A 12,018-nucleotide genomic window follows, 5' to 3' on the forward strand; every position below is an offset into this window, starting at 1 on the left:
GCAGGTCAAGCTGAAGGGCCTGACCCCGGCGGAGTTCCGGGAGCAGGCCCTTCGGAAGGCCGCGTAGCGGTTATGATTTATCGCGTCCAAGATTTGGGGCGCAGTTCAAACACGAGACAACCGGGGCCCTCTGCCATCGATTTTGGCGCGGCGGCACTGCCGCGGACGCGCTACAGCGCGCGCAGGCTCACCGCCTCGGCGGGAAGCGCTTTCTCGCCCGACGGCGTCATCACGCAGGCACGGCCCCATACGTCGAGACCGGCGAACACGCCGGTATCCATCAGGTGGCCCGTCGGCGAGAGCACAGCGACCTGATGGCCGAGCATAGGCACCATGTCGAAATACTCGGAAAGAATCGGCGCCAAAGGGCCGGCCGACGCGCCGCCCGCGCGCACGGCCGCCGCCCATGCGTCCACGCGCGCCACCACGGCGTCGCGCAGCATGCGGGCAAGATCGGTGAGCTCGGGCACCTCCGCCCCCTCCCCCAGAAGCTCTGCAAGCGAGATGGGAGCGAGCGGCTTCGGGCCGGCGGCAACCTCCTCGGACTCAGACGCCAGCGCCCCATCAATCTTTACCGGCTGCACGTTTATGCCCATGCCTGCCACGGCGAAGGGGCCATCCGAGCCGGCGCGGGCCTCCACGAGCACACCCACGAGCTTGCGGTCGAACGCCGCGGCGGACGCCTGGCCCGTCTCGCCGGCAGCGGGCGCGTCGACGCGCGCGACGATGTCGTTTGGCCACTTGATACCCACGCGCCCGGCAAGTCCCAGCTCGTGCAGCATATCGATCACGCCCATGGAGCACACGGCCGACAAGGCGATGAAGTTCTGCATGGGGACCTGCGGGCGCAACACCACCGACAGATACAGGCTGCCTGCGGGCGAGGCCCACACGTGCCCGCGGCGCCCGCGGCCCGCCGTCTGGCGCCCGGCGCTCACGGCCCAACCGTGCGGTGCCTCGTCGAGAGCTGCCTGGATGGCCACGTCATTCGTGGACGTGACCGCGTCGCGATACTCAAGCGGCGCCGACGCACCCGCGGCGCTCCCATTCACCTGCTCGTCAGCCATGCTACAGAACCCCCAGCTCTCCGGTCACGTGTCCCACGCGGTCCTCCGGTTCCTTCACATCCACGCCCTCGTAGCGGAAGAAGCGCGCCGGGTCGTGCATGAGGTCCTCGAGCGGGATGAGCACGAAGTCGCGCTCGCCCAGCTTCGGATGGGGCAGGCGCAGCTTGTCGCCGCCGTGGACCTCGCCGTCCATCCAAAGCAGGTCGCAGTCGAGCGTGCGCGGGCCGTTGGGGCGGGCGCTCTTGGTGCGGTTGCGCCCGAGCGCGTCCTCGATCTTCATGAGCTCGTCGAGCAGCACGAGCGGCGCGAGCTCGGTGCGGATCTCGATCACCGCGTTGGCGAAGGGCTCCTGGCGCTCCTCGTAGGCCGGCTCGCTCTCGTAGATGCGCGAGCAGTTGGACACGCAGGTGAGCGGGATCTCGGCGATGAGGTCCTTGGCCGCGCGGATGTTGTCCATGCGACGGCCCAGGTTGCTGCCGAGCGCCACGAAGGCGCGGCGGGGCTGCGGGCGCGCCACAGCCCAGTAGCCGTTCAAGAACTGCGCGAAACCGGCCACGTCGTGCACGCGCACGACGTTGGCACCATTCTGGATAGCGCCCAGGCACACGCCGAACGTGGCGGCATCGCGGTCGGCCGCCTCGGTCACACCGGAAACGGCGCCCACGAAGCGCTTGCGCGACACGGCGCACATGAGCGGATAGCCAAGCGACGCCATCTTGGCGGTCTCGCGCTGGATGATGATGTCCTCGTTCGTGCCCTTGCCGAAGCCCGCGCCCGGATCGATGCAGATGCGTTCGCGCGCCACGCCGGCATGCACGAGGGCGCGCGCCTGGTCGGACAGAAAGCCCATGACGCGGCGCATGATGGGGGCGGAGTCGGGCAGGGTGAAGCGGCGCAGCTGCGAGGTGCTCACGTAGGCCTCCTCGTGGCGCGCTGCACGGGCCATAAGGGCGGCGAGCTGGTCGTTTTGGGCGGCCTCGGGCGCGGGGGCAGGCGCGGCCTCGGGCGCGGCGGACGCCTCGGTGGAGGCGGCGTCCTGCTCCTTTGCGGCCTCCTTCTCCGCCGCGGCGGCAGAGCCGTTCGGGATGTCGGCGAACGGCAGCTGGGGCTGCACCAAGCCGCCCACCAGGCGCATGGCACCCGCAGCGCGGCTGCGCTTCTTGGGCGCTGCCGCCGCTGCGGCCTCGGCTGCCGCGGCGGCAGCGGCCGCGCGGGCCTTCTCGGCCACGAAAGCCGCCGCCGAGGTGTCGAGCTGGACCTCCTTGTGCGCACGGGCGGCGGGCTCGGCAAGCTCGCCGGCATGCGCGATCACCACGCCGCACTTGCCGCTCTTCACGAACTCGACCATCTTGGGGTCGGTGAAGCCCGTGACGTCATTGATGATAGAGGCGCCCACGCGCACCGCCGCCTTGGCGACCTCCACATGGCGCGTGTCCACCGACACGATGGCGCCGCGCTGCGCGAGCGCACGGATAACCGGCAGCACGCGCTTGGCCTCCTCGTCCGGCGTGACCGGCGTGAAGCCGGGGCGCGTGGACTCGCCGCCGACGTCGATGATGTCCGCACCGGCATCGAGCATCGCCACGCCGCGCGCCACGGCGGCATCGACGTCGAGATTGCCCTCGTCCCCATCGCTGAAGGAGTCGGGGGTGACGTTCAGCACGCCCATGATGCGCGGACGGTCGAACTTGAGCTCGTACTTGCCGCAGCGCCATGTTTTGGTCTCGTGAGCCATGAAGATCCTTTCGCCTCCGACGCCTGCGCAGCGTCGGCAATTGAAGCGATTGATTGCATAGGTACGCTTTATTGTATCCAGACGAGTGCGGGCGGCGACACGGCTGCACCGGGTAGCAAGAAAACCGCGCAGGCGGAAGGGGCGCGGAGCGCCCCCCCCCCACAGCAAAGGACCCCTCGCGCTGGAACGGCGCGAGGGGTCCTCGATCCTTTTGGAACTGAACCTTACGGCTTGCAGACCTTGCAGGCGGTATAGCCCTGCGCGATCGCATCGGCAAGCGACATCGCGATGGGATTGCTGCGGCTCAGCGTCGGGCAGCTGCTGCGGTGATACTTCGAGCCGCCGCTCGTCACATACACCGTCGAGATATGGCTCTCATCGGAAGAGGAACCGCCCGTTGACAGGGCCCCGGTGTACTCGTCGAAATAGTAGGACTGGCCATCGATGTTCTGCCAACCGTATACCATGCGGCCGGTCATGCGGTCGTAGAACACCCGCTTGCCCGGCAGGTCCCTCCAACCGTACACGACGGCGCCTGTGATGTCGTCGAAATACATCCAGCCCGCCTGGTCGCCATGGGAGCCGTCGATGTAGCGCTCGCCATGGACCATCTGGCCGTTAACGTAGTCGTAGAACACCCACTTGGAGCCATCGCCGGCGGGAATGCACCTGAAGCCCTTGGCCATGGCACCCGTGATGGGATCGAACCAGTACCAGCCGCCATAGCGGAAATCCTCGCCCTTGATCATGTGGCCCTGCGAGTCGTAGCGGACCCACTTGTCGCCCGCCGGCAAGTACGCATCCTTGTCGTGCGCCATGGAACCGTCCTCATCGAACCAGTACCAGGCGTCGCTCGCGGGGTCGTACACCTCTTTGGAGCGGGCCATGACGCCGTTGTCGTACCAGCAGGCTTCGCCATCGGGCAGCGTTCCCCACCCGTTGGTGGGCACGGCGAAGGCCGTGGCGGGTACGAGCGAGACGAGCGCCAGGGCAAGTACAAGACAGCGTGCCGCATGCTTCTTCAGGTGAGGAACCATCGGACTCATCGTTCCTTCCTCCCAACGTTTCCACGACGCGCCGTTTCCCCATTCCACCTGCGCCTCAAGACCATTATAAGGCGGGGCCGGAACCGCTCGACGACCGATTCGCCCGACGGCGACGTCGCCCCTCCTCCTGTGGCGCAGCCGCGTGCGCAGGCGTCGCAGTACAATACCGTCAAAAGCAACATGCTGCTCCGCGGACGGCCGGGCCGTACGGCAGATCGTCTGCGGAGCACATGCCGGCACGTTCGTCCACCTGCAGAGAGGTGCCTGTATGAACCTCATGAAACACATGCTCGCCCGAGCTGCCGCGCCCCTGGCCATCGCGGCGGGCCTGGCGCTCGCGCCCTCGCTCGCCACAGCCAGCGCCCAGACCCCGGCCGCCCCTGAACAGGAGACGGCGGGCATCATTGTCACACTCGACTCCCAGGCGTCCCGCCAGCTGAACGGCCACAGCGGCGAAGACGCCCTCAGCCTGTTGGCCGACACGGACGTGATGCGCAGCCTCGAAGATGCGGGCCTCTCGGTCGAGGGAGCCCGGACCGATGCGGAGGGCGCCGCCCTCATCACCGCGAAGCCAAGCGAGGACATGAGCGATGCCGAAGCGCTCGCCCGCGCACGCAGCATCTCCGGCGTCGCCGCCGTCCAGTACAACTACGTCTACCACCTCATCGACTCCGAAGAGGTCACGGCGCCTGCAGCACAGACGGACAACGCCGCGAGCACACTTGCCGCCGCCCCGGTGAACGACCCCTTCACGCAGCGCGAGGACTACGACGAGAACTACAACCAGTACTGGGCGTACGACACCGGTCTGGTAAACGTATGGCAGGGCGCGCCCGACAGCAGCTCGGTGACCGTGGCGGTCGTCGACTCCGGCGTGCTGCTCGACCATGAGGACCTGAAGGACAACGTACTGACCGACCTCGCCTACGACGCCGTGACCGGCACGTCCCTCGCCGAGGCAAACGAACAGGACCGCGACGGCCATGGTACAAACGTGGCGGGCGTCGTCGCCGCGCGCGCCAACAACGCCACCGGCCTTGCCGGCGCATCGCTCAACGCCAAGATCCTGCCGGTGAAGATCATGCGCGACGAGGACAAGTATATTGACTCCAACTACCTGATCGCCGCCTATACGTACTTGAACAAACTCGTCGAGTCGAACCAGGTTGATGACCTGCGCGTCATCAACATGAGCGTGGGCGGCTACGGCGACAGCGCGAACGACGAGGCGTTCCATAAGCTCATCCAGCACATGCTCGACGAGCACAACGTCATCACCGTGTGCGCCGGCGGTAACAAGGGTGTCGACAAGGACAAGACCACGCCGGGCACGGACCCCATCTTCCCGAGCGACTTCGAGGAATGCGTGTCAGTGACCGCACTTGAGCCCACAGGCGAGAACATCGCCGGCTTTGATTACAACGCCGCGAAGGACATCAGCGCTCCGGGCAACTACATCTGGAGCACCTACCACACGCCAGGTAACGCCGCTACCGACGAGTATACGATGCAGTGCGGAAGCTCCGAGGCGTCTCCCATCGTGGCGGGCACCATCGCGCTCATGTGCGCCCTCGAGCCCGACGCCACGCCCGAGCAGATCCTCGGCGCCCTGTACAGCACGGCCACACCGGTGGACAACACGGATCTCGAGGCTAACGGCAGCCATGGCGCGCTTGACGCGGACGCAGCCCTCGCCTATCTGCAGGATTGCATCGACGAGGAGCCCGAACCGGACCCCGAGCCCGTGCCCCTTCCCTTCGCCGACGTGGCAGAGGGCGATTGGTACTTTGACGCGGTCTCCTTCGTCTACGAGCACCAGATCATGGGCGGCTACGGCGACGGCGTCTTCGGCCCGAACAACCCGCTGCTGCGCGAGCAGCTAGCCAAGCTCCTCTATGAGTATCTTGGCAACGGCACCCAGGCGAGCCCCGCGCAGCTTGCCGACGTGGACCAAAGCCAGTACTACGCCGCCGCCGTCAACTGGGCCGTGGAAAACCAGGTCCTCAGCGGCTACGGCGAGCCGGGAGATGCCACCGCACGCTTCGGTGTGGGCGACGTGCTCACCCGTGAGCAGCTTGCCATCGTGATCGCGCGCCTCGCGGGAGCGGACACCTTGCAGGCTGACCCCGCGAAGTTCAACGCCTTGCCCGATAGCGCACGCACCAACAGCTGGGCGCGCTCCAGCATGATCTGGGCAGTCGACCAGGGCATCATCAGCGGTCGCGAGACGGAAGGCGGAAGCCGCCTGCTGGACCCGCAGGGCGTCTGCACAAGGGCCGAGATGGCGCAGATCATCACCTCCTGCATCCAGACGGGCATCCTGTAGCGCACGCGCGCGAACCAACCCGGGCAGCAAAAGGCCGCCGGACGACGTCCATCGTCCGGCGGCCTTCTTGTGGTCAGGTCGAGCTACGTGCAAGATAACGCAGTGAAGGAACGCTCGGAAGCCTCACCTTCCCAGCGCCCCTTCATCGTGCGGACAGCTCGCAGCTAATATGAACATCATAGATGAAATAACTGCTATCTATATTATGGCCCACATACGTGACCGATGCATCGGGATACGTCATGAGATGAGCAATAAACACATCTGCGTCGACTACGTTCTGTACATAGAGCGTGAAGTCGGGACCGAGCGTCGTGAAATCGAACGCGTCGAAGCCCTCAATCGAGTTGAAGTACACCGATTTGTCGTAGGAGAGCGCGTCGTAGAAAATCGCCTCCTGCAGCACCTGGTCCTGCCACACCGCGACCATGGCGTCGTTTTCGTCCGCCAGCGCCGCCACGGCATCGTCCTGCTGGTCGAAATACTTGATGCCCTGGGCGTACCCGCTCGCCGTCGCCACGGCGCCCACGACGCACACGCTCGCCAGGGCAACCGCCGCCCCGCGCTGGCGCACCGCGCGGCGGATGACGGCGAACAGCGCCGCATATGGCCATAGCATGAGCACGGCGTCCACGGGCATGAGGTAGCGGATGGAGGCAAACGGCGCCACGCGGGCGATGGCCACGTAGTAGAACGCCGAGGAGATGGCAAGGATGCCGATGCCGAACCACCAGACGTCCTTCTGCGCCGGAGCACCCTCACCTGCACGGACATGTTGGCCGGCCGGGGCGACGCCCGCGCGGCGCAAGCGGATGTGGGCGACGAGCGCGATGATAAGGATAGCCGCCACGATGACCGGCAGCAGATAGCCGAAGACACCTGAGTTCAGCAGGCGGAAGTCCTCGACGAGGAAGCTCGCGAACGAATCGCCCGTGGCTGCGCGCTCGAGGGCCTCCTGCCCGCGGAAGCTCGAGAACAGGTGGTCGACGCTCGGCGGGAACAGCAGGATGCCCGCGACCACGCCGCCGATCGTCGCGGCCGCAAACAGCGCCGCATGCGCCACGCGACGGCGCGCAAGCAGCGCAATGCCGCAGCACAGGTACAAGACGAAACCGAAGAACAAGAAGAAGTACTGGGTGAGAAGGCCGCCGACCGTGGCCAAGAACACGGCCGCCACAGAGCCGGGGCCGATCCGGTCCGCCCGCAGGTACCTGAACGCCGCGATGGCCGCCGCCAGGAAGAAGACCATCAGCAGCTGATACATGCGCAGGTAGAGCATGCTGTTGATCATGCCGGGATTGACGGCCCATAGCGCGCAGAGCATAAGCGAGGCACGACGCGGTATATCCAGCAGCCGGCAGAGGAAATACAGCTCGACTGTAGTGATGAGCGCGAAGACGATATTGACAGCGACGCCGATGATGGGGTTCACCGAACCCGGGAACAGCGAGTAGGCCAGCGAGAAGAAGATGTAGTACAGGGGCGGGTGGTTGTCCGACTCCTGGTTCTTGTAGAGCATCTCCGGGTCGATCCCCAAAAACGAATCGACCGACGCCCATTCCCGCCAGGGCTCGCCGTCGCTGTAGACGACACCCTCCTCCGGCACAGAGTTCAGCCAGTTGCCATTCGCGAGAAAGTACGTGTACGACTCGTCTTGGAACAGGCCATCCTTGTTGACGGCAAACCACGAGCACAACGCGAGCTGCACGAGCAGGATGACGATGAGCGGCAACACGACAGCCCGGCGCGAGCGCGCGGGCTGGATGGGAGCGTCAGTCGCCAAGGGCATAGCATCCACCACATTCCTCATGCAGCCGAAGATGGAGCCCATGTGCGGGACGCCCGGGCGATGTTCGGCCGGCATGAACAGAGAAGTTCCGACAGATCATTCGTCAGGCACCCTATCGCTCAGCTAATCACAGGGACATACGGAATGGGAGCCTGCGCCCAATCAGTGTAGTAAAGGGAGTGCATCGGGGCGCCCCGACGAGCGCGCGGGACACAAGATTTGCAGCCGAATCCACAATCAGGGCGACGGAGCATAGTGATCGAAAACGAGGCCACAGAATGCCCTCTGCGGCCCGATACGACATGGACAGAGCATAGATGCCCTGAGGGAATTAACGAGGCTTCTAGAAACAGAGAGGGATTCGCCCTGGAATTCGTCCGCTCTGTCTGGTTTACGAGGTAACGAAAGCGTGAACTCGGCTTATTCCAGCTTGAAAAACAGCAATTTACCTGCGGTTTTATTGACGATACGGATAACTGGAGATTATCTGTTCCTCACGGAAGGAGAAAGACGTATGACAGCTTGCGTCAACAGGAAGCACACTAAGAATGTGGCAGCCGTCGTCACCGCGTCCCTCGTGGGCGCCCTGAGCCTCGGCGTGGCACCCCGTGGCCGCCATGGGCACCGACGAGGGCATCAGCACCCAGAGCGTGTCCGAGCAGGAGGCCTGGGCCAACGGCACCATCACCTACGCTCACGAAACCAGGGCTACATCATCGACGACCCGAGCAACATCGAGTTCGAGGTTGGCTCCGGCAGCAAGTACCCCATGGTCCTCGAGGTCACGCCTGAGTACGCCACCAAGGAGGTTCGTGTTAGCCAGAAAGACGTCGAGTACTATCGCGGTGCCACCAAGATCAACCCCGAGACCATCCACGAGGCCGGCACCTACACGATGGTCATCAAGGCCCCCAGCACGTCAGGAGGCCTCATGCTTCGGATTGCTTCGATGGGCTTGCCTCGTCATGCGAGCAGTCTTGCATGGCGGCGCCGGGATCTCGATTAGAAACAACCGAAGGCGCCCTCCCCGCAACCGGGGAGGGCGCCTTCGTTCCGGAGCCTTATGCGCGACAGCTTGCTTGTGGTCAAAGGCCAGGGGCCCCACGCGTCCGGGCACCCGTGGCCAGCTGACGGGAAAACCCCTGGGCAGGATAACCTGCCCAGGGGAATAAGCTATCCCGATTCAGAGAAACGGAATTCAAGCGTCAGCCTACGGACGAGGAATGAGGTCCTCGGAACCCTCGAGGGGCTTGGGCTGCAGGCGGACGGCCATCGTGGCGACCTCAGCGCGGTTGATCGGGTCGGAGGCGCGCAGCGGGCTGTCCTGGCCCATGATGCCGGCCTCAGCGGCCCAAGCGACGTACTCCTCGGCCCAGGGGGCGACGGTGTCGGCGTCATCGTACTTCGCGAGCACCTCGTCGGCGTCGACCTCGACGTCCTTGCCGGTCTTCTCGGCGTAAACGCAGAGCATCTTGGCGAGCTCCTGGCGGGAGATGTTGTCCTCCGGGCGGAAGTTGTTCGTGCCGGCGTCACCGCTGGTGATGCCGACGGCCTTGGCCCAGGCGATGGCCTTGGCGTAGTACATCGAGGAGTCGACGTCGTCGAAGCCGGTGACGTAGCCGTCGGTCTCGCTCTTGTAGTCCTCGAGCCAGGACGGGGAGGGCTGGCCGGCCATCTTGTACAGCGTCACGACGACGTCGCCGCGCTTGATGTTGTCGAGCGGGCCGAAGAACGTGGTGCCGTTGTAGCCGTTCATGTAGCCGAGCGCGTCAGCCTTGTAGATGTTCTCGGCGGCCCAATAGGTGGTCGGGACGTCGGAGAAGACCTTGGCGTCGTCGACCTTGAGGGTGTTCTCGGCCTCCTCGCCCAGGAAGACGTAGTTCTTCACGCCAGCGGCGATCTTGATGGAGGCCTTGTAGACGCCCTGCTCGACGATCTCGTCGGTGTCGACGGCCTTGCTCTCGCCCTCAGCGGTGAAGTAGAAGTGATCGAGCTCGATGGTGCCCTCAGGCAGACGAACCTCGTTGCCGTCCTTGTCGAGGACGTAGAAGTAGTAGCTCGCGGCCTCGCCGGTGTAGGGGATGAACGCCTCGTTGCCGAAGGCCTTCTCGGCGTCGGAGCCGATGTAGACCTTGGTGAGCGCGATCGGCTTCACGACGACGGTGAGCTCGCAGTCGCCGGTCAGGTTGTACAGATCGCTGGAGATGATGACGTGGTAGACGCCGGCATCGACGATGCTGTCAACAGTCTGGCCAAGGGAGTTCTTAACCGTGACGGTGTAGTCCTCACCAGCGGTCAGATTCTCGCCCTCGTGCTCGACGACAGTGCCGATGCGATCGAGCACGTTCTCGCCGTCGTAGGTGACGGGTTCGACGTGGTCGACAACGGTGCCGTCAAGGGTAAAGTAGGCGTTGGCGTCAGCATTGATGTCGCCGTTGCGGGTCTTCACAGTCATGGAGACGGTGTCGCTGCCGTACTTGAACTGATTGGCCTTGGCGTCGACGCGCACGGTGACGGTGTAGTCGCCGGGGACGTCGTTGACCGTGTTGGCGTCGACAACCTCGCCGGCGGCATTGGTGATCACGATGCTGAGATCGCCAAAGAGAGCGGTGATCTTGTCAACATCAAAGTAGGTGCCGACCTTCTTGAGGTTCACATTCACGGTCTGGCCATCAAGGGCGACGCCGTCATACTTAATGTCGGCATCCTTGATCAGGATGTCAACGATGCTGAAGGTGGCCTCCTTGGAGCCCGTGAGGTTCGGGTTCTTGAGGGAGTTGGCGGCAACCTTAACCGTGTAGACGGTCTTGTTCTTGATGACGTGGTCACCGTTCTCGGCGCTCACGAACGTGATGTCGACATCGTCGGTCGTGTTCACGTCCATGCCGTCGATGGTGGCGTCGGTCGGCAGCCAATCGTTAACGGGGACAGTCGTGACGTCAGTCACGGAGACCTCGGCGTTGGTGATGTCGAGCTTGTTCACCGTGAAGGGCAGCTGCACCTCAGAGCCGGCATAGTCACCGGTGCCGGTCAGAACGGCAACATAGTCGCCTGCATCGATAGGAATGTTGCTCCCATCCGCGCTGACGAGGGGGCTATCGGAGCCGGCCTTGTAGAACACGACGTTTACATCGGTCGGCTGCAGAATCTTACCGTCGATGTAGAAGTTAACAAGCTGGGGCTCGCCGTTGTAGGTGAAGGTGGAGTTGCTCACGTCACCAGTCGCCGAGTTAAAGAGCTGAACGCCCTCGAGCGACTTGGCAACAATCTTGAACTCAACCTCGAGCACACCGCCGCGATACTCGCTGGTAGCGGGAGCGCTAATCTCCATCTTGTAGGTGCCGATGCCCCAATTGTAGCGGTTGGGGTTAGTGATCTGACGGCCAGCGGAGGTGAAGTACTTCACGTTGCGCTGGCTGACGCGAACCGCCTTGCCGTTCTTCGGGGTGACCTCGAGAACCATAGGATACTCGCTACCGGAGCCAGCCTCGAACTCGATGTTGCTCGGATCGCTGATGATATAGCCCTGGTTGTCGTGAGCGTAGGTGATGGTGCCGTTGGCCCAGGCCTCCTGCTCGGACACGCTCTGGGTGCTGATGCCCTCGTCGGTGGCCATGGCGGCCACGGGCGCCACGCCGAGGCTCAGGGCGCCCACGAGGGACGCGGTGACGACGGCTGCCACCTTCTTAGTGTGCTTCCTGTTGACGCAAGCTGTCATACGTCTTTCTCCTTCCGTGAGGAACAGATAATCTCCAGATATAGAGTCTAGTCTACTTGCGCGCCTTTTCCAAGTCTATGACTTCGAATCGACACGAAAGTAGCCTAAGCTCTACCGGTGGAACTCAGTCTAGCACCGATTTATTCTTTGTCCACCTTTTTTCAGGCGAGTTTTCCTGTTTTCCGCCTCACATTGACACTGATTTCCTGCCGTTTTATTCAAATACGTCCTCTGACCCCGCATTTAGTGCCCTTTTCTCTTTCCTATACCCAATATATGCAGGTTATTCGATTGGCAATACTACGCATCAGAACGTCTTTGCATTTCCCTTTTGTTT

At 63.9% G+C, this 12,018-nt stretch carries 7 protein-coding genes; 2 read left to right on the plus strand and 5 right to left on the minus strand.

The features are described 5' to 3' along the window. Nucleotides 1–170: 170 nt before the first annotated feature. The 3 genes from H6A21_RS06330 to H6A21_RS06340 all read right to left on the minus strand — a co-directional run bounded on the left by H6A21_RS06330 (nucleotide 171) and on the right by H6A21_RS06340 (nucleotide 3,848). Entirely contained in the window at nucleotides 171–1,067 is an 897-nt protein-coding gene (locus H6A21_RS06330) for a biotin--[acetyl-CoA-carboxylase] ligase (protein WP_204561468.1), read from the minus strand. A 1-nt stretch (nucleotide 1,068) separates the two neighbouring features. Further along, nucleotides 1,069–2,802 carry a 2-amino-4-hydroxy-6-hydroxymethyldihydropteridine diphosphokinase gene (folK, locus tag H6A21_RS06335; protein WP_204561470.1) on the minus strand — a complete coding sequence of 578 codons (1,734 nt, stop codon included), beginning with the start codon at nucleotides 2,800–2,802 and terminating at the stop codon, nucleotides 1,069–1,071. Between the two features lie 224 nt (nucleotides 2,803–3,026). Continuing rightward, nucleotides 3,027–3,848, minus strand: a complete 822-nt coding sequence (locus H6A21_RS06340) for an N-acetylmuramoyl-L-alanine amidase family protein (protein ID WP_204561472.1) — start codon at nucleotides 3,846–3,848, stop codon at nucleotides 3,027–3,029. A gap of 268 nt (nucleotides 3,849–4,116) precedes the next feature. Between H6A21_RS06340 and H6A21_RS06345 the strand changes: the two genes are divergently transcribed. After that, the gene (locus H6A21_RS06345) at nucleotides 4,117–6,174 is read left to right on the plus strand and encodes a S8 family peptidase (protein ID WP_204561474.1); all 2,058 of its coding nucleotides are present in this window, start codon (nucleotides 4,117–4,119) and stop codon (nucleotides 6,172–6,174) included. A 142-nt stretch (nucleotides 6,175–6,316) separates the two neighbouring features. On the opposite strand, the gene H6A21_RS06350 is transcribed toward H6A21_RS06345, so the two are convergent. Further along, a complete protein-coding gene (locus H6A21_RS06350) occupies nucleotides 6,317–8,038 on the minus strand; it encodes a glycosyltransferase family 39 protein (RefSeq protein WP_204561476.1) in 1,722 nt (573 codons plus the stop codon). Between the two features lie 439 nt (nucleotides 8,039–8,477). Between H6A21_RS06350 and H6A21_RS06355 the strand changes: the two genes are divergently transcribed. Beyond that, on the plus strand, nucleotides 8,478–8,969 hold the full coding sequence (locus H6A21_RS06355; protein WP_204561477.1) for a hypothetical protein: 492 nt from the start codon (nucleotides 8,478–8,480) through the stop codon (nucleotides 8,967–8,969). 204 nt (nucleotides 8,970–9,173) lie between these two features. On the opposite strand, the gene H6A21_RS06360 is transcribed toward H6A21_RS06355, so the two are convergent. Next, complete coding sequence (locus H6A21_RS06360) at nucleotides 9,174–11,681, minus strand: S-layer homology domain-containing protein (RefSeq protein WP_204561479.1); 2,508 nt, start codon at nucleotides 11,679–11,681, stop codon at nucleotides 9,174–9,176. Between the last annotated feature and the right edge of the window lie 337 nt (nucleotides 11,682–12,018).

It is taken from the genome of Collinsella tanakaei (genome assembly GCF_016902615.1).
Lineage (GTDB): Bacteria > Actinomycetota > Coriobacteriia > Coriobacteriales > Coriobacteriaceae > Collinsella > Collinsella tanakaei_A.

What these genes read in the sequence shown, in the direction of transcription:
- H6A21_RS06360 (WP_204561479.1), bottom strand. Translation starts at nt 11,681, where the DNA reads ATGACAGCTTGCGTCAACAGGAAGCACACTAAGAAGGTGGCAGCCGTC.
- H6A21_RS06340 (WP_204561472.1), bottom strand. Translation starts at nt 3,848, where the DNA reads ATGAGTCCGATGGTTCCTCACCTGAAGAAGCATGCGGCACGCTGTCTT.
- H6A21_RS06350 (WP_204561476.1), bottom strand. Translation starts at nt 8,038, where the DNA reads ATGCCGGCCGAACATCGCCCGGGCGTCCCGCACATGGGCTCCATCTTC.
- folK (WP_204561470.1), bottom strand. Translation starts at nt 2,802, where the DNA reads ATGGCTCACGAGACCAAAACATGGCGCTGCGGCAAGTACGAGCTCAAG.
- H6A21_RS06345 (WP_204561474.1), top strand. Translation starts at nt 4,117, where the DNA reads ATGAACCTCATGAAACACATGCTCGCCCGAGCTGCCGCGCCCCTGGCC.
- H6A21_RS06355 (WP_204561477.1), top strand. Translation starts at nt 8,478, where the DNA reads ATGACAGCTTGCGTCAACAGGAAGCACACTAAGAATGTGGCAGCCGTC.
- H6A21_RS06330 (WP_204561468.1), bottom strand. Translation starts at nt 1,067, where the DNA reads ATGGCTGACGAGCAGGTGAATGGGAGCGCCGCGGGTGCGTCGGCGCCG.